15 protein-coding genes are annotated in these 22806 nt (G+C 45.2%); 11 read left to right on the forward strand and 4 right to left on the reverse strand.

Features of this window, described 5'->3' with window-relative positions; translation table 11 throughout:
- Positions 1-39: 39 nt before the first annotated feature.
- From D1614_RS12640 to D1614_RS12650, 3 genes are all read right to left on the reverse strand, one after another.
- Positions 40-3678, reverse strand: coding sequence for a GEVED domain-containing protein (locus tag D1614_RS12640; protein WP_147384195.1), 3639 nt, complete (start codon positions 3676-3678; stop codon positions 40-42).
- A 135-nt stretch (positions 3679-3813) separates the two neighbouring features.
- The gene (locus tag D1614_RS12645; RefSeq protein WP_119438311.1) at positions 3814-5553 is read right to left on the reverse strand and encodes a M14 family metallopeptidase; all 1740 of its coding nucleotides are present in this window, start codon (positions 5551-5553) and stop codon (positions 3814-3816) included.
- A 2-nt stretch (positions 5554-5555) separates the two neighbouring features.
- Positions 5556-7559 carry a M14 family metallopeptidase gene (locus D1614_RS12650; RefSeq protein ID WP_147384197.1) on the reverse strand — a complete coding sequence of 668 codons (2004 nt, stop codon included), beginning with the start codon at positions 7557-7559 and terminating at the stop codon, positions 5556-5558.
- A gap of 395 nt (positions 7560-7954) precedes the next feature.
- Here D1614_RS12650 and D1614_RS12655 point away from each other — a divergent pair, with 395 nt between their 5' ends.
- The 9 genes from D1614_RS12655 to D1614_RS12695 all read left to right on the forward strand — a co-directional run bounded on the left by D1614_RS12655 (position 7955) and on the right by D1614_RS12695 (position 19177).
- Entirely contained in the window at positions 7955-10594 is a 2640-nt protein-coding gene (locus D1614_RS12655; protein ID WP_206610008.1) for a glycoside hydrolase family 78 protein, read from the forward strand.
- A gap of 75 nt (positions 10595-10669) precedes the next feature.
- Positions 10670-12013, forward strand: a complete 1344-nt coding sequence (locus tag D1614_RS12660; protein ID WP_119438401.1) for a Gfo/Idh/MocA family protein — start codon at positions 10670-10672, stop codon at positions 12011-12013.
- A 135-nt stretch (positions 12014-12148) separates the two neighbouring features.
- Positions 12149-13087 (forward strand): FAD:protein FMN transferase, encoded by a 939-nt coding sequence (locus D1614_RS12665; RefSeq protein ID WP_119438314.1) that lies wholly within the window; start codon positions 12149-12151, stop codon positions 13085-13087.
- A complete protein-coding gene (locus D1614_RS12670; RefSeq protein ID WP_119438315.1) occupies positions 13080-14012 on the forward strand; it encodes a DUF6807 domain-containing protein in 933 nt (310 codons plus the stop codon). Before D1614_RS12665 ends, D1614_RS12670 begins: the two co-directional genes overlap by 8 nt.
- Before the next feature lie 179 nt (positions 14013-14191).
- Entirely contained in the window at positions 14192-15505 is a 1314-nt protein-coding gene (locus D1614_RS12675) for a Gfo/Idh/MocA family protein (protein WP_119438402.1), read from the forward strand.
- A 991-nt stretch (positions 15506-16496) separates the two neighbouring features.
- Positions 16497-16895 carry an RDD family protein gene (locus D1614_RS12680; RefSeq protein WP_119438316.1) on the forward strand — a complete coding sequence of 133 codons (399 nt, stop codon included), beginning with the start codon at positions 16497-16499 and terminating at the stop codon, positions 16893-16895.
- 10 nt (positions 16896-16905) lie between these two features.
- A complete protein-coding gene (locus D1614_RS12685; protein ID WP_206610010.1) occupies positions 16906-17358 on the forward strand; it encodes a hypothetical protein in 453 nt (150 codons plus the stop codon).
- Positions 17359-17573: 215 nt separating this feature from the next.
- Positions 17574-18623 carry a tetratricopeptide repeat protein gene (locus D1614_RS12690; protein ID WP_147384199.1) on the forward strand — a complete coding sequence of 350 codons (1050 nt, stop codon included), beginning with the start codon at positions 17574-17576 and terminating at the stop codon, positions 18621-18623.
- An 89-nt stretch (positions 18624-18712) separates the two neighbouring features.
- Complete coding sequence (locus D1614_RS12695; protein WP_119438318.1) at positions 18713-19177, forward strand: hypothetical protein; 465 nt, start codon at positions 18713-18715, stop codon at positions 19175-19177.
- Positions 19178-19253: 76 nt separating this feature from the next.
- Here the strand turns inward: D1614_RS12695 and D1614_RS12700 are convergent, their stop codons facing one another.
- Positions 19254-20300, reverse strand: a complete 1047-nt coding sequence (locus D1614_RS12700) for a M20 family metallo-hydrolase (protein ID WP_119438404.1) — start codon at positions 20298-20300, stop codon at positions 19254-19256.
- Positions 20301-20605: 305 nt separating this feature from the next.
- On the opposite strand from D1614_RS12700, the gene D1614_RS12705 reads away from it, so the two are divergent.
- Complete coding sequence (locus D1614_RS12705; RefSeq protein WP_119438319.1) at positions 20606-21844, forward strand: M48 family metallopeptidase; 1239 nt, start codon at positions 20606-20608, stop codon at positions 21842-21844.
- A gap of 501 nt (positions 21845-22345) precedes the next feature.
- Complete coding sequence (locus tag D1614_RS12710; RefSeq protein ID WP_119438320.1) at positions 22346-22801, forward strand: DUF1801 domain-containing protein; 456 nt, start codon at positions 22346-22348, stop codon at positions 22799-22801.
- Positions 22802-22806: the final 5 nt, after the last annotated feature.

Consider the following 22806-nt stretch of genomic DNA (forward strand, 5'->3'; position numbering starts at 1 on the left):
TACCGATACTCCTTTTTCATTTATCCAATCAGGATAGACTTATTGTTTAATAAATTTCGTTGTAAAGTTATCGTCCTGAGTTTTTATCTGTAGAAAATAGACGCCATCCGACAAATTTCTAATATCGATTTGGACCGTAGCATCAAGATATTCTTTTTGGAATACCATAACTCCGTTTGATTGATAGATTGATATCTCGGAAGGAACCGTACTTTGGCTCTGGATGTTTAGCACAGAATGGGCCGGATTGGGATAAATCAGCCAGTTATTAGTGGTTTCATCCAAAACCGAAGAAACAACAGCACTTTTATTTGTTGCAATGGAAACGCTGTAGTCTTCCACCTCTCCACGATCAAATGTTTCGCACGCAGTCGGAAAGGCATTGGCTTTCATGGCGATTCTCATTCGGGTGGTTCCGGGCAATGCATCAGCCGGAATCTGAATATTTCCCACTACGGTTGATTTGAAGTTGGCCATTGAAAGAACTTCTTCATTGGCATCATCAAAGTCTGAATCCTGGTTGAAATCGATCCAGACTTTCCAGAACTCCCGCTGGCTTTTGCCCGAGAAGCCCGGTGTTAATGAAATGCTGTAGCCCGATCCGGCGTCAAGAGAAGTCTCAACGCTTGTAAAGTCGGAATAGACACTACTTCCCGATGCATTATTAATGGTACCCAACACTACTTCTGCTATCCATTCTTTACTTGATGATAAACTTTGGGATTCGCAATAGGTATTTATTGGAGGATCGGTTACTGTGATGTAATTGAATGCAACAATTGAATCACCGCCAACCGAGTTACGTGCAAAAAACAGTATATCATAGGTTCCTGCTGAGCTGTATGTTGCAATTGGGTTTTGTTGTGCACTAAGTTCAATGTCTGCTCCAGGCATCCTCCATTCCCACCAGGTGGGGTTGTTTAACGATTCATCGTAAAACTGTACGGATTCGCCAACAGTGATGGTTGTTTTATTCGAACTAAATGCTGCTACTGCCGGTTGTGGCTCCGCAGTGGTGATGATAATTTTGTAATCCTCCACTTCGCCGTTTCCAACCGATCCACAGGAATTCGGGCTGCCACTTTCGTTCATCGCAACTCTCATTCGGGTTTCGGTTGAAAGTCCGCCAGGGATGGATATCGTCCCGCTTACGGCTGTTCTTTTCCTGTCGGCAGAAAATACCAGCTCGTCGTTGGTAAACTCGCCGTCCTCGTTGGTGTCGATCCAAATTCGCCAGTAGAGGAAAGTTGCCTTCTTGGCAAATTCAGGTGTTAAAACAATGGCATTAACAGAACCGGCTTCAACTTCAAATTCAAAGGACTCAGTAAAATCAGCATATCCTTCCTTTCCCGAAGTGGAGGTTTGATTGTTGACCGACACTGACCTGATCCATTCGTTCACCGGATTTCCATAAGATTCGCAATAGGTAACCGGTTTGGGAAGAACACTAAAAGAGGTGGAGGTTTGCGCTGTGTTTCCGCAGGAGTCGCTTATGGTCCACACATAAGTTACTTCGTATCCGTTTTCGTCTTCAGTATATGGTAAAACAGAGGTGCTTAATTCGGGTATTCCGCAATTATCAGCATATTCAAGTGTTTCGAACGCCGGGAAAATGCTGCCAAATTCAATGGCAGGTATTGCTTGGGGCTGGGTGATAAAAAACGGAGCTGTTGTATCAACCACCGTGAGTAGATGTTGCCAGGTGCCGGTGTTTCCACAGCTGTCTTTCACTTCGTAAATGCGTTTTATTTGCGTAGGGCATGTGCCTGTTGAAGTTTGGCTGACAAACCAGAAAGTAGAATGATTTACATAGCAGTTATCATCGATTTGACCTCCGGCGCTAACAAAATCAAAATAGTTAAAAGGTGCCGGAATATCGGAGTGGCATTCATACATCTGAGCCGGTATTCCTGATATCGTTGGCGGCATGGTATCTGTAACGTAAATGTTCTGGATGAAATAAGTGACATTGTAACAGTTGTCAGCAATCCGGTATTCGCGTTGTATTGTTTTGGAACAGGACGAGCCCGTAATCGTTTCCCTGTTAAGACTGAAAGAGTCCTCTTCTAATCCGCAATCGTCGGTCATTAATCCGCCGGCAGTGATAAACTCATCGTAGTTGGCATACGCCGGTGGAACATCACCGCTGCATTCCACATAAATATCTGGTGCCAGTGCAACCGCAGGTGGATTCTCGTCAATAATCATTATTACCTGATCTGCGGTAGCCGAATTTCCGCAGGTATCTTGTATTTCATAGGTGCGGGTGACGGTTTGCGGACATGTGCCATTCCTGGTTTCGTTGATCAGCTGGAACGATTGCTTTTTTAGGATGCAATTATCCGAAACGCTTCCACCGGCTTGTACAAATTCCGAAATGCTGGAAAAAGGCTCCGGTAACTGGTCAATGCACGAGAGAACGGTATCGGTTGGGGCAGTTAAAACCGGAGGTTCAAGGTCTTCAACGGTAATCTGTTGTTCCATATGTATAGGAAATCCGCTTGGGGTGTGAATCATAAAACTTCTGATAAAACTAAAGGGGCAGGTTTGGTTGTAGTTGGGGTAATCGTTGTACTGTATATAATATTGATCCTGATTTACGCAACAATCTTTGAACGATCCGCCGGCGGCTATAAATTGCTCTTTAGTTATATCGGTGGAGTAATAGTAATTGTAATAGGGAAGCCCCGTTAAAGCTTCAATGTCATCTGTTGTACAGGCAGAATTACTGTATACATTCTTTGGAATTTCAACTGTCGGTTCAAAGAAATACGCGTCTTCATATTCTTGGTAGTTTCCGCAATTGTCTTCAACATAGTAAAAATTGCTGATAACAAATTTATCCCAAAATTCATCATAGTATGAGTTTTGGGAACTGGCAAATGAACTCTCGTTTATACCACACTCTGATTTTATAAGACCTCCTAAATCAACAAATTCCTGGTAATTGAATATCCAGGGGAATATTGGATTGTAACATTCATCAACACCAAAGCTATTGGGTGGTAAAATGGTTATAGTCTGAGCAGGCGAATAAGGATTATTTAAATCAATGTATTGGTTCATCTCATAGAAAAGACCGTTTATCGGATCAAATACCAGAAACGTTCGGGTAAAACGTTGCGGAAGCCCGTTTCCATCATAATAGGTATCCCAATCTGTATATGCGAGTTCAGGATAGCCCATACCGCAGGTCTCAGTTACGATACCACCCGCATTTATAAATTGCTCGGTAGTTATGGGCGAATAATAGGGTGAATACGGTAAGCCGGTAATTGAATCTATTTCGTACAATGAATCAATTTGTACAACTGCATTAATATCATGCGGAGTAAAAACCGTTGGTCGAAACAGATAGTGATCAGTGCATTCCATTGTGTTGCCACAGGAATCTTCAATAACATAAATAGTTTCAATGGTAATCTTTTTCAGAAACTCATCATAGTAGGTAGTGAAATAGGAATACAAGCTATTTTCCGTTATTCCGCATTCCGAATAAGCGTAACCACCGAAATAAATAAATTCTTCAAAAACTGAAGTTGGAAGTTGTATTAAAACACCACAATCATCCGTGATCCAGGTTTGCGGCGCTTTGAAATTAGGATTATTTTCCTGCGAGAACAAATGGTTGAAAGATAGCAACAGCAAAAGTGTGCTTAACAAAAGTCGGGTTTTCATGATGTTGTAATTTTGGTTTAATTTGAGGTATACAATATAATGGTAAATGGTTGAATAAGAAAGAATACCGAGTCCCAAAATGAAAAAAAGGAGGACCTGGTTACCAAGTCCTCCTTAACAAAAACTAAACAGCATTTATAGCGTAACAGACGTGTTCACATTTTTTGCTTTTGTTGAAATGTAATCAAAATTTACTTTACCCTTGCCTTCTATGATAAATTCGTATTCAGCAATACTGTTGCCCGGCATGGCAAAAAACTGTATTTCCGGTTTTACTTCTTTGTACGAAACCTGGTCTAAACGATGGTTGGCGATTTTTCCACCGGCAATGACTTTTCCGCCTGTAACCTTTAGATGATCGATGGAATAAAGCTTATCTTTCACAGCCTGTGCGGTCATCGATGCCAGACCTTTTTCATTTTTCAGGCGCACTCGCACCTTGTGCAGATCTTTTCCCATATTCTTTACTTCAAAAACTTCCATCGATATTTCCGGGGTATTGTCGGCAGCCAGCAGTACAACCGATGCATTACGGTGTACCAGTTCGGGCAACATAAACGGGTGGGGAAGCCGGGAGCTCATTTTTACCCAGCCACCGATTTCGATATCGCCGTACACCGGATGTTTAAAAGGCTTCCAGTCTTTGTACAGCTCGCCCTGGGTAACATTGTCGCTGAATTTGAGTTGTTCACGTTCCTGCTCGTTACGGTTATCACGTCCGCCTTGGGCTTGTTCGCCGGAGGCAGGAGTCTTTTTTGCCTCTGAATAGGTTTGGGTTTGGTTTTGAAATAACTCACCAACCAATGCATACGATCCAAAAACGAAGAAGAACTGGCCATCCGTATCCCCGTAAGTGGGGTACAAATCGTGTGAAGGCATATACACGTAGCCGGGAGTAATTTTGATGGCTTCCTTGCCAATTACGTCATATGATGCAATGTCCGATGCCGGGATCTGGATGGATTTTTCGGAAGGTACACGCAACCACATTCCACCCGCGTTATGGAAGGCAAAGTTCATAATGATATTCGGATGTTTCGCCACATAGTCGTTGGTGGCTTTTAGTCCAACCCCTGACAACGGGAAATTGCCTGCGCCCCGTTGCACATAGGGAGGCATCCAGTGGTATCCCCAGTTGCGGTTCGGATCAAGATAACCTTCCGCGTCTTCATTGAAACGGCCATCGCCGTCGTTGTCGATTCCTTCCGATCCCAAAAGTGTGTATTCTCCCTTTTCGCCGGGTTTAACACGGACCAGAATTCGGGGATCTTCGGGATCAGCCTTGTAAGCGCCATTCGGATCTTTAATGCGCATCTGGCAGATGTTTCCGTCTCCGTCAAGATCGTCGGGAGCATCTTCATCAAACAGTCCATCGTTGTCATCGTCTTTGGGAACGCGTATACTGCGGCTCGAACTGGGCGTGTGGGCATCTTCGAAAAAGTGAGCACGCCCGTCGACATTTACCACCGGAACTATATAATGCACATTCCGGTCAACCACTTTCGTGATTTTTTCGTTGGTGCCGTATTTCGTGAGCAACATATTGGCGTAATACAAACAAACTTCTCCCGCCTGTATTTCATTTCCGTGAATGTTTCCGTCTACCCAAACACCTGGTTTTTCAAGTTCTGCCCCGGTTTTTGAGTTGTTGATTTTCAGTACATAGATCTTGCGCCCTTCCTCGCTTTCTCCCAACGATTCCAGTTGGGTTAAATCGGGGTAGGCCGCGTGTAAAACTTCCATTGCCTTTACAACTTCCTCGTAATTGTAGTACCTGTCGAATCGCAGCGGAACCTCAATTTTTCCTTCTCCGGTGGCCCATGCTGAAAACGCCAGTGAAAAAATCGCGATGATTGAAAATATGCTTCGTTTCATGATTAACCTCCGATATTAAATTGTTTGACAACATCTGTAAACACTGCCGATTCAAGGCTTGCAGTTACTTTCTGGTTTCTATCGGCTTTTACCAGCCAGGTAAATTTCTTAAGCTGATTGGCTCCGATTGGCCCGATGGGTGTACGTTTTTTTCCTTCCAGCAGTTCAATCTCGCCGGTCAAAATAAGAACAACCGGTGCGGGTTGACTGTTGCGTACTCCCATTGCTATTGGGTAAGGAAGCTTGCCATTGTTGGCTATAACTATTTCCAGTTTGTAGATTCCGGCACCCAAATCGGTAATTTTTTCCGATTCGATGGCGATCTTGGGCATTTGCCGGGTTAGCTGCAGCAACCAGGGAAGCTGGGTTTTTGCCAGGGAATCGATCAACTCTGCTTTGGGTGTGGTTTCGATATACGGCGCAAAACCGCCTACTTCCATTTCGCCCAGTGTGGGGTGATCCACCTTGCTCCAGTTGACAAAGCCGTTTCCTTCGAGTTCTTTGTCGGAATAGGCAAGCAATGTTTTATCCTTTTCGCTGGGTTTTCCTTCTTTTTCTTTTTTAGGCCCCTTTTTCAGCATTTCCACCATTTGTTTAGGAGTGAAATCTCCTTCTTTCATCATTTTGATGATCCGTTCTGCATTCATTTTTTCAGGAGCATTGTTGGCTTTCAGAAAGTTGTCGATCTTTTCCGGTCCGACAGCGATAAAATCCTCACTGCTCATTTTTTCCACTTCGTCTATCGAAAGCACATCACCTTTTTCACTTTTTTCTTCTTTTATTTTTGGAACAGAGAAGAGGTTCATACTGAACGACGGCACTCCCAGGTGGTAGTATGCCCACAATTCAAAAGAGCCGTCTTTGGCCGGAGTTGGCTCAAGCGTTTCCGTATTGAAATTTCTGTTTTTCAGGTATTCTTTGTAATCATCGGATAAAGCGGTGTAAAAAACAAGATCCTCTTCCAGCGGATTAACAGCAGCTCCCAGGCCCAGCATGCCGGCTACCATGGCTGACGTTAGCTCAGCTTCGGGCATTTGTTCCTTAACCAGTGCCATTACTTCGTCCATGGTGTAGGTTTTCGTGGCATCGGCATTCAGCATACGTGCATAGCGGCCCGGTATGCGGATGCTTTGCAAATTTGCGTCACCTTTTCTGCCTCCCTTAGGTGGAACCAGGCAAAAGTTGGAAGTGCCCAGGGTATAAACCATGGCAATTTGCGGGCGGTCGAAAATAAAGCGCAAGATGCCATACACTTCCGGAGTTTCTCCTGAATAGCGTCCGGCTTCGGCATTTTTGTACGGGAAAAGATGAGGAAAGCCAATTCCCACATTGATTCCGCCAGGGCCATCTTCATTGTATGTACCGTCTTTATCGTTATCAATCCCCTCGGTGTACAGCTTGTATATTCCGCGTTCTCCTTTATTTGCATCCGCTTTTTCCAGAATACGCGGGTCGTTTGAGGATACCACGTATTCGCCTTCCGGATCTTTTACTCGCATCTGAGTGATCAATCCGTCGCCGTTCAGGTCTTCGGGGCCATCCTCGCCGGTGGCTTCATCGGCATCGTTGTTCACCGGATAAAGATTCGTTGCCGCTCCTGTTTTGATCGCAGCAAAGTAATCTTTTGAAGCATCGGGATTGGGCTGAGGCATGATGTACCACTTCAGGTTTTGGGTGTACTGCGTTGAATCCAGCAACATTTGAGCGAGGTAAAGCGCTCCCTCGGTAGCGAGCGGAACATTTCCCTCGAAATTGCCGCCAACAAAAACAGCCGGTGCGTCGTCAAGGTTTGTCCCGATTTCGAGTACTGAGACGGCCGCTCCGCCCGGACTTACAGCAATTTGATGCAGCTTTGTATTTGCCGACCCCGATAATTGAGTCAGTATTTGCTGTACTTCGCTGGGAGTGTGATACTTCTCAAATGAAGCAGTAGTTTGTGCCTTTAAATGTCTGACCGGATACAACAGGCAAACCGAAAGCAACAAATAGAACAGTTTCTTGTGCATAATTTGTGTTTTTTCAAGTAATGAATCGTAAAACAAAAATTGATTTATTAGGATCTTGTAAGTTCAATTTGTAATCAGAACAGATTGTTAAATTACATTTTTTTCTAAAAAATATAGTAAATGCCTGCGATTCTTTTTCCGGGAATACTTCTGATAATGAACGGATATCAGCCGGATTCTGCACTCTTCCCCTAATTTGCAACGGTATCGAAAGAACGAATCAAAATTAGGAGAGTGATAAGTTGCTTGTCCTCGCGAGAAAAGATATATTTAACCTTTCGAAATAATCTAAACCAAAAACTAATAGCATGAGCCTGAAATCTTTAATCAGAAGGAATTTCCTGATTTTATGTTTGAGTTGTTTTTCGCTGGTGTTAGCCGCCAAAACTACGGTAGTGAATAAAACGTGTGAATACCACGTAAATCCGATTGGGATTGATGTGGTACAGCCCCGTTTGAGCTGGCAGTTACAGTCCGACGGGCAGAACATTATGCAGTCGGCCTACGAAATACGCGTAGCCGCTTCGGAGAGCGCATTAAACAGCGCGGGCAAACTTATCTGGACTTCCGGGAAAGTAGTCTCTGACAAATCGGTGAATGTGGTGTACGAAGGACCTGCTCTTTCGTCGATGCAACGCGTTTACTGGAAAGTTCGCATTTGGGACCAGGACGGAAAAGCCAGTGCCTGGAGCCAGCCTGCATACTGGGAAACCGGCGTTCTTCAGCCTTCGGAATGGGAGGCTCAATGGATTACCCTACCCAATGAACCTGAAAACAAAACCTCGCTCCCGGTGCATTATTACCGGAAGGAATTCGCTGCTTCGAAGAAGGTGAAGTCGGCAAGGATTTATGCCACTTCGCACGGATTGTATGAGCTGTACCTGAACGGCGAAAAAGTGGGTGACCAGCTTTTTACTCCCGGATGGACAAGTTACAAAAACCGCCTGCAATACCAGACTTACGATGTTACGGATAGGTTGGGCAAGAGCAATGCCATCGGCGCACTTTTGGGCGATGGATGGTACCGCGGATACATTGGCTTTAGCGGACAACGAAGTTATTATGGCGACAAAACATCGTTGCTTGTGATGCTCAAAATCGATTATACCGATGGAAGCAGCGATGTAATTTCGAGCAACGACAGCTGGAACGTGACAACGGGCGCTATTCTTGCTTCGGATATTTACAACGGTGAGATGTACGATGCGAACCTGGAAATGCCCGGTTGGAAATCAAGCAATTTTGACGATTCTTCGTGGAAACAGGCGGCGGTTTTATCGCTTTCGAAAGATAGGCTGGTAGCGCAGGAAGGAGTGCCGGTAAGGGCCGTTGAAATCCTTCATCCTATCCAAAAAATTAATACCCCTGCAGGCGAACTGGTGTACGATATGGGCCAAAACATGGTGGGAAATATCCGGATCAATCTCAAAGGCAACAAAGGAGATAAGGTAGTTCTGCAATACGCGGAAGTACTGGATAAGGACGGGAATTTCTACACCGCCAACCTGCGTGCCGCCCAATGTACCGACACCTATATTTTTGCCCGGGACGGGGAAGTGGTTTACGAACCTCATTTTACCTTTCACGGTTTTCGTTTTGTAAAAATCAGCGGAGTGAGCGAAGAGCCAGCTTTGGAGGATATAAAAGGAGTGGTGATTCACTCGGATATGCCCGCTACCGGTACTTTTGAATGCAGCAACGAACTGATCAACCAGTTGCAGCACAATATTCAGTGGGGCCAAAAAGGAAATTTCCTGGATGTGCCAACCGACTGCCCGCAACGTGACGAACGCCTGGGATGGACCGGCGATGCACAGGTTTTTAGTATGACCGCAGGTTACAATTTCAACGTGGCCGGTTTTTATACCAAATGGATGAAAGATGTGGAAAGCGATCAACTGGAAGACGGAAAAGTTCCGCATGTAATTCCGGATGTTCTTAACAAACAAGGCGGAGCAACCGGTTGGGCCGATGCCGTAGCGGTTATTCCCTGGACGGTTTACAAAATTTATGGGGATACCCGTATTCTGGAAGAAAGCTACCCGGCAGTTACCAAATGGGTAGGGTACATGCAAGCCCGTGCCGGTGATGATTACCTGTGGACCGGCGATCCTCATTATGGCGACTGGCTGGCTTTTGCCACCACGCGTTCTGATTATCCGGGAGCTACCACTGAAAAAGACCTGCTGGCCACTGCTTATTTTTATTACACCACTACGCTCACTGCAAAAATGGCGGGTATTCTGGGTAAAACTGAAGATCAAAAGAAATACGGGGAACTGGCCGCCAACATCAAGGAGGCTTTTGCAAAAGAGTTTGTAACGCCCAACGGGCGCCTGGTTTCGCACACGCAAACGGCTTATGTGCTTGCTCTCTCGTTTGGCTTGATTCCTGACGAACGGATGGAAAATGCCGCGGCTTACCTGGCGCAGGATGTCAGCAAGTTCGGTCATCTTACTACCGGATTTCTGGGAACTCCCTTGCTGTGTCATACGCTTTCGGGAATCGGACGCGACGACCTGGCTTTTATGTTGTTAAACCGCAAAAAATACCCGTCGTGGTTGTATCCGGTAACACAGGGGGCTACCACCATCTGGGAGCGCTGGGACGGACAAAAGCCCGACGGAACTTTCCAGGATGTGGGCATGAACAGCTTTAACCATTATGCATACGGGGCCATAGGTGAGTGGCTGTACAGCTGGGTAGCCGGGATCAGCATCGATGAGGCCCATCCCGGGTACAAGCATTTTACACTCGCTCCCCATCCGGGCGGTGAACTTACCTATGTGAACGCAAGTTTTGAGTCGGTACACGGACCCATTTCTTCCAACTGGAAACTGGAAGAAGGCACTTTCGTTTACGATGTAGATATTCCGGCCAACACAAGTGCACAGGTAGTTTTGCCCAATGCCGGACTGGAAGCCGTAAAAGCACAGCTGGTTGATACGGAAAAAGAAGTGAAACAAATAGGAGATGATGTGGTGGTAGAGCTCGGTTCCGGGAAATACCACTTCAGCTATCCGCTTAAGAAATAAATCTTTTGATAGTTTTGTGAATTGCTAATGAGAAAAATAGCAGAACGGAATTATCAAATACAAAAAATTAAGAATATGTCTGATAGAAGAGAATTTTTAAAGAAAATGTCAGTAGGGGCAGCTGGTGTAGCGATCGGTGGCAGCGCAATGGGCATGTCGGCAAAAAGTTACAACCGGATCATCGGGGCCAACGATAAGCTAAACCTTGCAATTTTGGGGTTGGGGCGTCGTTTGGGGGCTTTCACCGAACCGATTGCCCGCAAGGAAAGCAATGTGGAACTGCTTTATTTGTGCGATGTAATGGAACATCAGCGTACCAATGCCGCAGCTCGCTTTGCCAAGGTGTTGGATTACCAGCCCAAACTGGAAAACGATTTCAGAAAAATTCTGGAAGATCCGAAAGTAGATGCGATCATTAATGCCACGCCCGATCACTGGCACACACCCGGATCGATTATGGCCATGCAGGCCGGAAAACATGTGTATGTTGAAAAGCCCTGTAGCCACAACATGCGCGAAAATGAAATGATTGTTATGGCTTCCAAAAAATATGACAAAGTGGTGCAAATGGGGAACCAGCAGCGTTCTTCGGGGCATACCATTCAGATTATTAAGGATATTCACAACGGAGCAATTGGAGTGCCGTACCGTGCGGTTGCTTTTTACATCAACACAAGAGGCGAAGTGCCTGTGCAGAAAAAAGCAGCTGTTCCTGCAGGTTTGGACTGGGAAATCTGGCAGGGGCCTGCCATTCACCGCGATTATACCTCGGAAACATGGGATTACAACTGGCACTGGTACGGATGGAATTACGGTACCGGAGAACTGGGAAACAATGCCACACACGAGCTTGACGTGGCGCGCTGGGCCTTGCAGGTAGATTATCCGAACAATGTGTTTGTGGAAGCTGGGAAACGCCACTTTTTTGAAGATGGCTGGGAAATGTACGATTCAATGTATGCAACCTTTAAGTTCGACAAAGATAAAGTGATCAACTGGGACGGAAGAAGCCGCTCGGGACAGGATACTTACGGTTTTGGAGGCCGTGGAACCCTTATTTTTGGCAGCGAGGGATCCGTATTTGTTGACCGCGGAAAATACATTTTGTACGACCGTGCCGGAAAAGTGGTTCGCGAATCCGGCGGTTCGTCGAGCGAGGCCGGAACTGCCCTGGGTGGCGGCGGCGACACTTCTACCGATCACGTGGCCAACTGGCTGGAGGGAATCCGTGGAAAACAGACCCTGAATGCACCGATTGCCGATGCAACCGTAAGTCAGGCCATGGTGCACCACGCCAACGTTGCCTACCGCATCGGGCATGGTTTTGATATCTGTACCAAAACAGGTTTGATGTTCGACCGTGAAGCCATGCAGCTTTGGGGGCGCGAATACGATCCTGCCTGGGAACCGAAATTGTAGAATGCGACTTGATATAAAAAATACGAAAGGGCCTTCTCGCGGAGGTCCTTTCGTTTGTTACGGGCATTTTGATAGTTTTTGTCAGAGAGATTCTTAATTTTACCGGCAATGCAATAAACCAATAAAACAGTACTTATGTCAGAGCCTACTATTTACAGTGATACTTTCGGCCTGTTTGGGGTAAACACCGATGTGGTGCTGGTGGGAGTGGAGGAAGACTACGCCCGAAGAGTCACGGATTTATTAAAAACCGAACTGGCACAACTCGAACGCGAAATAAGCCGTTCCAATCCTTCTTCCTTTGTCCTGAAAACGGATCATTCACCCAAAGATAAATGGATCAAATGCTCGCCCGACTTTTTCGATGTGTTGCTGCTTTGTTCCGATTTTTATGAAATGAGCAACGGTGCCTTCGATATTACAATGGGGCCGCTTGCTGGATTATGGAGTTCTTCAGAAGAAGTGTCGGACGAAGAAGTACAGGCGGTTAAACAATGCTGTGGTTTTGATAAAGTGGAGCTCGATCCCGAACATTTACGGTTTCGTTTTTTGGAAGAAGGGATGCAACTCGATTTCTCCTTTATTGAACTGGCGTATGCGCTCGATTTGCTTAAACCCATGTTAAAAGATGAGGGCGTGGAAAATGCCATCGTCAGTTTTGAGGAGAGGGCCGTACTGGCGCTTGGGCATCATCCGGTAGGAGAGGCCTGGCCCATTGGGATTCGGAACATGCAGGACCCACACGAATTTTTGCAGTTTTTTGAGATGAAAGACAGCGCCTGTATCAGCGACGGAACCGTTTTTCTTCGGGAAGATGCCGAGGGAATGCAGGAAAGAGTGCTTGTGAATCCGGAAAGCGGTGAAGTGGTGGAGGGTGTAAAAACGGTTTCAGTAAAAACCGGTGCGGCCACCATGGGCGCTTTTCTGGCAAGGGTGTGGTTGATCCTTCCTGAAAATGATAAATCGATTTTAGCCGATCAGTTGCGCGATATTGAAATATTTGAAGCCGAGTACCTGGAAGATGACATCCGGACCAAGCTAACGATACTAAACGGAGAGGGGGAAGATGAGTAAAGTTATCCTGCTACCCTTTGTTGTTTTTTTGTTGGGAATAACGGCTGTTTCGGCGCAGTTGTCGATGCAGAAAACCGGCGAAGGAATCCTGATCACCGAAAATAAAAAAGAGGTTTTAGTGTATCGTACCACTCCCAAAAGCCTGAACGGCGAGTACGAACGCACAAATTACATTCACCCTTTGTATAGCTTGAACGGAAAGGTGCTGACCAAAGATTTTCCGGCTGATCATCCACATCACCGGGGCATATTCTGGGCCTGGCACCAGGTGTGGATCGGTGAACAAAGAATAAGCGACGGATGGGAAATCAAAGACTTCGAGCAAACGCTTACTGAATTTGAGTTCATGAAAAATGCCTCCGGAACGGTGGAAATAAGAACCGAAGTGGAGTGGAAATCCGAAAAATGGAAAAAGGACGGAAAGAAAGTTCCCTATTTGCAGGAAAAAGCATCAATCACGGTTCATCCAACTGTCGGGAATGTGCGGAAAATCGATTTTGAAATCCGCTTACTGGCCCTCGAAGAAGGTTTGAAGCTGGGCGGAGCAGAAAATGAAAAAGGCTACAGTGGCTTTTCCGTTCGGCTCGGTTTGCCCAAAGATGTTGCTTTCTCTGGCCCCGACGGTAAAATTAAACCGCAGGAAACGGCTGTTCCCTCAAACGGGTATGTACAAGTGTCGGGCAGTTTTGATCCGGAAGAAAAAGAAAGCGGTGTGGTCATGGTCGATCATTCCGAAAATCCCGGATATCCGCAGCCCTGGATTCTTCGCGCAAAAAACAGCATGCAGAATGCAGTCTGGCCCGGTCGCGAAGCGGTGGCTGTTTCTACTGATGAGCCGGTGGTACTGAAATATTCACTTTTGGTATACCAGGGAAAACTGAACAGAAATAAAATTGAAAAGATCATGGGGCGGAATTGTCCGTAAACTGGCTTTCAATGCGTAAATAAAATGTTATTCAAGGTGAATCGGTCAAGCGGTTTGCCGGGATTTCTTCAGATTTAGCTTATTTTTAAGGGCAATATCCAATAAACCTAAATTTCGTGGTCTGTCATCGTAAAGTTATTTTCAGTAAGCAGGCCGCAGAAATCAGAAAAATATCAGACATGAGTTCTAACAGAAGAGAATTTATCCGGAATTCGGCCATTGCAGCCGCGGCAGTAAGTGTTGCTCCAACTATTTTGAATGCCTGTGCTTCTCCGGCTGAGAAGATAAATGTGGCATTGATCGGTTGCCGGTCGATGGGGTTTAGCGACCTGAAAAGCTTTTTACGCACCGAAAACAACGTGGAATGTGTGGCACTTTGCGATGTGGATGCCAAGGTGTTGGAGAGCAAGGCGGCAGAGGTGGAGAAAATGACTTCGAAACGTCCGGCTGAGTACAGGGATTTCCGGCAGGTGCTCGAAAACCCGGCAGTGGATGCGGTGATTATTGGTACGCCCGACCACTGGCACGCCAACATGATGATACAGGCGCTGCAGGCCGGCAAACACGTGTATGTGGAAAAACCGATGGGACACAGCATTGAGGAGTGCAATGCCATGGTGGCGGCACAGGCAAAATACCCCGACGTAAAAGTACAGGTGGGGATGTGGCAGCGAAGCTCGAAACACTGGTTCGAGGCGGCCGAAATTGTGAAATCGGGTGAGCTGGGAAATGTGCACCTGGTAAAAGCCTGGATTTACAAAGGCTACGACGAACCCTATCCGTACATTGCTGATTCGGAAACACCCGATTACGTGGATTATGATATGTGGCTTGGTCCGGCTCCCAGGCGGCCGTTTAATATGAACCGCTTTCACTACAACTTCCGCTGGTGGTGGGATTATGCCGGTGGCGCGATGACCGACTGGGGCGTTCACCTGCTCGATTTTGCACTGTATGCAATGGATGCCGATATGCCAACATCTGTTTCTCCCGGGGGCGGAATTTTCTACCACGAAAAAGGCGCCATTGAAACACCCGATATTCAGCAGGCAATTTATGCCTATCCCGATCATACGCTGATTTGGGAGTGTGGCCTGAACCCCGGAATTGGTCCTTACCAGCGGGCGCACGGTGTAGCTTACGTGGGGCAAAAAGGAACCCTGGTGGTGAGCCGCAACGGCTACGAGTTGATTCCTGACCGGAGCAACGAACTCAAAGGCCCCTTCTTTGAAGCCCGTTCACAAAAAGAATATGGTGATGGGCTGGATGAGCATGTGGCAAATTTCCTGGCTGCCATTCGCAAGGGCGATACCCTGAATGCCCCGGTGGAAGTAGGTGCCAAAACTGCGATCGTTTCCGAGATGGGGAACATTGCCTACCGCGTCGGACAACGCATTCACTGGGACAATGCCACCCAATCGTTTCAGGAAGACGCCGCCAATCAACTGGCCAAACTGAATTACAATCCCGACTGGCCTTTGCCAAGGGTGTAGTTTTCAGGATATACTAACCGGCACATTTTCGCGCATCTGGTTAGTTAAAAGACCCGTTCTTTATGTGTTGATGACCATAGAGAACGGGTCTCTTTCGTAATGCTGAAAATGGATGAATTCCTCTCTCCGGACTGTTGCGCGGAAGAGGAATTTTTTGTTGCCGGTTAAGCGATGGGCGGCGAAAATTCCGGATATACAGCCCATGTATAAGAACGACGCTGAAAGTGTCGGAGCTTACGAGCCCGGTACGCAGTGCCGGGTTAAAAGCGATGAACGCCCCTCGTCCGGCGGGATGGGCGGTTGAAAGCACATGTAGCAGTTCCGGACGAAAGATTGGTGCATCTGCCAAATGTTGAGATAGACTTTTGGTAACGGAGTAGGGAACCGTTCTTTTTTTGAGCGAACGGTTCCTTCCATTCGATTCCGTGTTTTCCCCGACGCTGAAAGTGCCGGAGCTTACGAGCCCGGTACGCAGTGCCGGGTTAAAAGCGATGAACGCCCCTCGTCCGGCGGGATGAGTGGTTAAAAGCACATGTAGCAGTTCCGGACGAAAGATTGGTGCATCTGCCACCGATTGTCAGAGAACAATATATATCTACAAGTAAAACAAGTTGATATTTTTGATGAAAACACCGAGTTCAATATTGAAAAACAAGGACCGAAAAGTAGCACTGACTATTTAAACGAGATGATTAGACTAAAAGAAAAAGCAATAAGAGAAAGAGACCAACACTACAGCCGCTAACAATCTGCAAAAAAAACCGTTCCCGCGCGAGTCCCCCCGCGTGGTTGTTTGAAGCCATTCCGGCGTGTATTTTATTCCCCGAGTGCGGTCGATACAATTCTTTTGTTAAATTAGTGCCTGAACTTTAAGGTGACACCCGAGACGAACAGCAGCGAGAGATTTGCCACCCCAAGGAGAAGTAAAAGTGTTTATTCCTTTATAAATAGGGAATAAGTACAAAAGCATTCATTTTAATTGTTTGGTAATATGAATACAGTAAAGTACCCTGGAGTTTCCGTCAGAATAAAAGCAGTTGTTGTTGATTCGATTATGCTTATAATTTTCATAGTGGGAGTAAGCTATTTATTTGAAAGTTTTGAAAGCGTTCCCGATTTTGCGCGAATAGCTGCATTTGTTTTTATTTTCATTCTTTACGATCCGCTTTTGACAAGCACTTTCGGAGGAACCATCGGACATTTTATTTTGGGTGTTAGGGTGAAAAGAGAAAAGAATGAGCAAAAAAACATTCTTTTTCCATTTGCATTAATACGCTTTGTGGTGAAAGCTTTGTTAGGGTGGATCTCACTTCTTACAGTTTCCGGAAATAAAAAGGGAAAAGCAATTCATGATTTAGTCGTGAAATCGATTGTTGTTTATAAAAACTAATTTAATAACTATGATGAAAAAAATTGCCTTGGGAATCATTTTAGTATTGATCTCAGTTCTTCAGAATCATGCACAAGAACTACCAGACTCAATAATTAATGACTTTTTTAAAACTTATGAGAAAGAAGGTGCATCAAAAGCATTAGACGATCTTTATGCAACAAATCCCTGGACATCTCGAATACAAGACGCAATAAACAACATTAAAAATCAGATGGAGAGGTTTGATGAAGAACTTGTTGGAGAGTATTATGGATATGAGAAAATAGTTTCAAAGAAATTAGGGGATTCGTATGTTCTGGAGTCATATTTTTTGAAATTCGACAGACAATTTTTAAGATTAACATTTCAATTTTACAGGCCAAAAGATAAGTGGAGACTTTTAAGTTTTAAGTTTGATGACACCTTTGATGACGAAATTGAAGAGGCTGCAAAACTTTACTACCTGAACCTTGACAATTAACAGCATTCCCGCTTCCGCGCGAGTCCCCTCGCATGGTTGTTTGGAAAACAGCATCACACATTACGGCCAACAAGCCAATAAACTATGATAAAACTTAAAAGCCAGAAATATGAGCTGGATTTGTACGCCGCGCAACAGATAAAAGACAAGGTTACGCTACATGCATCACCGTTAGTAAAAACACCAAACAAACAACTCAAATCAAAAAAAATAAAATGAAAACCCAATTAACTTTCTTCTTATTCATCATCTGCTTGGTTGCAAATGGACAAAGCCCCCAGGAACAGGAGCTAGGCGACCTTTATCGTTCAGGAAAATTAGACCAGGTAATTAACAAGGCCAATGAGTTTTTAAAGAGTGACCCTGAAAACCTGACTTATCACTTGGTCCTGGGGCGGGCATTGACAGATATAGGTAATTACAAAGAAGCCATTACACCCCTTCAGTTTGTTAGAGAAAGAGATAGCTCGTGGAAAAAGGCGTGGGCACTTGGCTATTTAGGTACCTGCTATTACATGCTTTCTGACTATGAAAAATCGGAGTCTGCTTTAAGGTCTTGTATTGATTTAAATGCTACAGAAAATGCTACGAAATTTTCTTCCAGAAGTATTGCGATTTTTAGATACGATGAATTTTTCAAAAGTTGGACAATAAAAGAGTCTAAAAACATTCGTTTTCATTTTCAAAACATGAATGAGGAGGAAATCAAGCAATATGTTGAGTTAAGAGAAAATGCGTTCAATGAAATTAATCAGTTCTTTGAAAGTACTTTACCTAAAAAGGTTGACTTTTTTGTATGGAATTCAAGAGACGATGCAAAACGAATCCTTCACAATGATTTGGGATTTGCGAATCCTACCTTGTGTATCATACACTCTTATTTTAAACAAACAGAAGGCCATGAGCTAACGCATGTAATTTCAAATTACACCTCGGCTATTGCTGAAAAGACCAATTTTATTAATGAAGGAACAGCTGTTTGTTTCGATCAATCAGGTCAAGATAGATTAAAAAGGATAAAAAATTGGATCAAAGCAAATGATCAGAAAATTGAAATTAAGGACTATTGGAAAAATGGAAAAGAATATTCTTATGAAATATTATATCCTTTAGCTGGACTATTTGTGCAAGAGCTTATTGAAAAGTATGGAAAGGAGAAGTTTCTGGAGTTCTTTAAAGATCAGACTTATGAAAATGCCCAATTGGTATACGGCAAGGAACTTTTCATGTTTATAAAAGAATTTGAAAATAAAATAAATACATAAAGCTACTTGTGCTCCGCTCCCGCGCGAGTCCCCTCGCGTGGTTGTTTGGAAAACAGCATCACACATTGCAGCCAACAAGCCAATAAACTATGATAAAACTTAAAAGCGAAAACTATCAGCTGGATTTGCACGCCGCGCAACAGATAAAAGACAAGGTTACCGAAGAAACGTGCAAAACCAATGTAAACCCGCAGTTGATTTTTAAACAGAGTTACACCGGCTACACCGTAAAAACCTTTGTCGGGAACTGGACCCCCAATGGATTCTGGCTGTCGAAATACCGGAAACAGCTGTTTCAGCTACGCCCCGACGTAATCGCAAAGTTCCGATTCGAACAGGAGGCGGATAAAATTCACCTTTCGCTCAGGTATTCCATCGGGTTCTCGAGTGTGTTTACGGGGCTGGTAATAATCCTTTTATTTTCGACTGCATTTCTCTCGTTGGGAGCCACCGCTTACCTGGTGGTACTTGTTGCCATGACCGCATTGTATGTGCTGCTTGCCTTTGTTGAACTGGGCAGGCTGGAACAGGCCGTAAAAGATAAAATCCTATAGCTTCAAGTCTTTCCCCGCTCCCGTGCGAGTCTCCTCGCGTGGTTGTTTGGAAACCCGCTGTTCTACCAGTTCGCCGTTATAGTTTCAACTCTTCCAGCATATCAATATATTGCTGGATTCCTTTTAAAATTTCGCTTTTGTAAATGTACTCGTCGGCGGTGTGTGAGCGCGCCGAGTCGCCGGGGCCCATTTTCACCGAAGGCGTCGACATAATCGCTTGGTCCGATGTAGTGGGGGAGCCGTAAATGCGAATTCCCCTGCGTTTGGCAATCTGTGCAAAAGGATGTTCTTCGCTGATTCCCGAAGAGTTCAGCCGCACCGAGCGCGGTTTTACTTCCGACTCAATCAGTTGGTTAATGATACGGGCCGCTTCCTTGTTCGAGTAAAACTCGTTGGTACGCACATCGGCCACAAAATGGCAGATATCGGGCACCACGTTGTGCTGCGTGCCGGCTTCGATCTGCGTTACCGACATTTTTACTTTTCCGAGTACCTTGGAAACCTTCTCGAACTCGTAGCTCTGAAGTATCTGTATATCCTTGATGGCTTTGTAAAGCGCGTTTTCGCCTTCTTCGCGCGCTGCATGCCCCGATTTTCCGCGGGCGTAACAGTCGAGCACCAGCAGGCCTTTTTCGGCAATGGCCAGTTCCATACGTGTGGGTTCGCCCACAATGGCAAACTGGATCGGCACAATTTCGGGCAGAACAATTTCCAGCCCGCGGCGCCCCGAAATCTCTTCTTCGGCCGTGGCGGCATAGATCAGGTTGAATGGCAGATCTTCGCGTTCGTAAAAATGTACAAACACTGCCAGCAGCGCCACCAGTGGTCCGCCGGCATCGTTACTTCCCAGTCCGTAAAGAATGTCGCCTTCCTCAATCGGTGCAAAAGGGTCCAATGTATAACCTTTGGCAGGGCGTACCGTGTCGATGTGGGAGTTGAGTAAAACGGTTGGTTTGTGTTTGTCGAAATGTTTGCAAAGCGCCCAGGTATTGTTTTCCTTGGTGTGATACAGAACGCCTTCCTTTTCCAGAAATGCGCGCATTATATCAGCCGCTTTTGCTTCCTCTTTGCTGAACGAAGGTGTCGCGATCAGCGTCTTTAATAAATCAATGTAACGATTCATACAAATTATCCATTCAGGGTGCAAATGTGATAAAAAAAACCATATCTGCGCCCATTCTCTTTTTTTTTCATTTTTCTGAAATCGCTTTCCCCCGAACAAACAAGGCCCGCAGGCTGTGTTTTCTGTCGGAGTATGCTTTGTGGCTTCAAAAACGAACATAAAGCTTTTCAGTACATATTTCAAACAAATGGGTGAAAAAAGTTATTCAGAAACCAATGCCAAGGGGTGAACACTTGCTTCTGTACGGGAAATTTTGCCGGTTTTTATTCAAAATTTAGTTCTTTTACAGGCGAAAAATTAAGCATATGCACGAATTTCTGTTTTGGCTCATTATTGCGATCCTGGTGGTCGATTTTCTTTTTGAAAAATACCTCGATTACCTGAATACCACCAAATGGAGCGATACCCTGCCCGAAGAAGTGAAGGGAATTTACGACGAAGAGAAGTACCGCAAACAGCAGGCTTACCAGCGCGAAAACCACCGCTTTGGAATGCTGACGGGGAGTTTCAGCATGGTACTTACGCTGGGAATGTTTTTGTTTTTTGGCTTTGCACTGGTCGACAGCTGGGCGTGGAGCCTTACATCGAGTGCCATTGTAGCGGCGCTGGTGTTTTTCGGGATTCTGATGTTTGCTTCCGACCTTGTTCATTTGCCCTTTTCGGTGTATGCGGTTTTTAAGATCGAAGAAAAATACGGTTTCAATAAAACCACGCCCAAAATTTTTGTGCTCGACAAAATAAAAGGCTGGCTGGTGAGTGGTATCATTGGCGGTGGTTTGCTGGCACTGATCGTTTTTATTTACCAAAAGACGGGAACCGGGTTCTGGTTTTATGCCTGGGTGGTGGTGTCGGTATTCTCCATTTTTATGGCCATGTTTTATTCCAACCTGATCGTGCCGCTTTTCAACAAGCAAACGCCGCTGGAAGAAGGTGAACTGCGCGATGCCATCAGCGATTTTTCGAAAAAAGTAGGTTTTAAGCTCGACAATATTTTTGTGATCGACGGATCGAAGCGTTCCACCAAAGCCAATGCTTATTTCACCGGGCTGGGTTCCAAAAAGCGAATTGTGTTGTACGATACGCTTATCAAGGACATGACTACCAAAGAGATTGTTTCGGTGCTGGCACACGAGATTGGCCACAACAAAAAGAAACACGTGGTACAGGGGCTGGTCATTGGCTTGCTGCAAACCGGTGTTGTGCTGTTTATTCTGGGGCTGCTGATCAACAACCCGCACCTGAGCCGTGCGTTGGGAGTGGAGCAACCCAACTTTCACATCGGGCTGGTGGCTTTTGGCGTGCTTTATACACCCATTTCGTTTTTTACCGGGATCTTTATGAACATCCTGTCGCGCCGCAACGAATACCAGGCCGACCGTTTTGCTGCGGAAAACTACAGTGCAGAGGCTTTGGCTTCGGCCCTGAAAAAGCTGTCGGTGAACAACCTAAGCAACCTCACGCCACACAAAGCGTATGTGTTTTTTCATTATTCGCACCCAACGCTTTTGCAACGCCTCGATCATCTGAAGCAGTTTGAGAAATAAGCCGGGAGCAGGTGTCCCAAAGTCGTGAAGCATTCGGCGATTATCTTTTATAGGAATTACCAACAGCGATCAAAGTCGGGATATTTACTTTCCTTCACGAGGAGATTTCAATACACATCTTTTTTTCCGGAATTTGAAGGAAATATAAATGGCTTTTAATAAGAAGCATGAAATAAGGAATAAGAAATCAGAAAATACTAGCTCAAGTTATTCCGTTTTCAACACTTTTTTATTCGTTATTCCTTATTATTTATTTCTTATTCTCTAGCTCTCTGCAAATTCATATTTGTGCATAAAGGGTCGTTCATGAGGTGCCTCAAAAGGAACGATTCACGCAAAGAATGCTAAGCTTGACACAAATTGCCCAAATTCAGGAGCTTATATTCTGTGTTTTGCGATCTTTGCGCTTCTTGTGCTCCTTTGTGAGAACTTGATTTTAGCGATTTTTTGAAAAAACAACAGCTGAAAAATTAATTGTAACTTGGGTGAAATTCAACGAAAATGAAGATGGAAGCTCATTCGCCCGAAGAATACATGGAACAGGTTCCGGAAGAACGAAAAGCCGCATTGCATAAGTTGCGGCAGGTGATTCGCGAAAATCTGCCGGATGGCTTTCAGGAAACCATGAGTTACGGCATGATCGGCTTTGTGGTGCCTCATTCGCTTTACCCGGCGGGTTACCATGTAAATCCGGCTGAGCCGCTACCTTTTATAAGCCTCGCTTCGCAAAAGAATTTTATGGCCGTGTACCACTTTGCCATGTATGCCGATCCCGGAATTTATGACTGGTTTGTGGGGGAATATCCAAAGCATTCGAAAACCAAGCTGGACATGGGCAAAAGTTGTATTCGCTTTAAAAAGCCCGGCCAGATTCCGTTTGATTTGCTTGGCGAACTGGCAGCGAAACTCAGTCCAAAACAATGGATAGAGCTTTATGAATCGAAGCTAAAAAAATAAATTGT

Origin of the sequence: Maribellus luteus (assembly GCF_003576475.1) — a bacterium.
Classification (GTDB): Bacteria; Bacteroidota; Bacteroidia; order Bacteroidales; family Prolixibacteraceae; genus Draconibacterium; species Draconibacterium luteum.

Excerpts from the sequence above, each read along its gene's own strand:
- D1614_RS12640 (WP_147384195.1), bottom strand. The coding sequence starts at position 3,678 with ATGAAAACCCGACTTTTGTTAAGCACACTTTTGCTGTTGCTATCTTTC.
- D1614_RS12645 (WP_119438311.1), bottom strand. The coding sequence starts at position 5,553 with ATGAAACGAAGCATATTTTCAATCATCGCGATTTTTTCACTGGCGTTT.
- D1614_RS12650 (WP_147384197.1), bottom strand. The coding sequence starts at position 7,559 with ATGCACAAGAAACTGTTCTATTTGTTGCTTTCGGTTTGCCTGTTGTAT.
- D1614_RS12660 (WP_119438401.1), top strand. The coding sequence starts at position 10,670 with ATGTCTGATAGAAGAGAATTTTTAAAGAAAATGTCAGTAGGGGCAGCT.
- D1614_RS12665 (WP_119438314.1), top strand. The coding sequence starts at position 12,149 with ATGTCAGAGCCTACTATTTACAGTGATACTTTCGGCCTGTTTGGGGTA.
- D1614_RS12670 (WP_119438315.1), top strand. The coding sequence starts at position 13,080 with ATGAGTAAAGTTATCCTGCTACCCTTTGTTGTTTTTTTGTTGGGAATA.
- D1614_RS12675 (WP_119438402.1), top strand. The coding sequence starts at position 14,192 with ATGAGTTCTAACAGAAGAGAATTTATCCGGAATTCGGCCATTGCAGCC.
- D1614_RS12680 (WP_119438316.1), top strand. The coding sequence starts at position 16,497 with ATGAATACAGTAAAGTACCCTGGAGTTTCCGTCAGAATAAAAGCAGTT.
- D1614_RS12685 (WP_206610010.1), top strand. The coding sequence starts at position 16,906 with ATGATGAAAAAAATTGCCTTGGGAATCATTTTAGTATTGATCTCAGTT.
- D1614_RS12690 (WP_147384199.1), top strand. The coding sequence starts at position 17,574 with ATGAAAACCCAATTAACTTTCTTCTTATTCATCATCTGCTTGGTTGCA.
- D1614_RS12695 (WP_119438318.1), top strand. The coding sequence starts at position 18,713 with ATGATAAAACTTAAAAGCGAAAACTATCAGCTGGATTTGCACGCCGCG.
- D1614_RS12700 (WP_119438404.1), bottom strand. The coding sequence starts at position 20,300 with ATGAATCGTTACATTGATTTATTAAAGACGCTGATCGCGACACCTTCG.
- D1614_RS12705 (WP_119438319.1), top strand. The coding sequence starts at position 20,606 with ATGCACGAATTTCTGTTTTGGCTCATTATTGCGATCCTGGTGGTCGAT.
- D1614_RS12710 (WP_119438320.1), top strand. The coding sequence starts at position 22,346 with ATGAAGATGGAAGCTCATTCGCCCGAAGAATACATGGAACAGGTTCCG.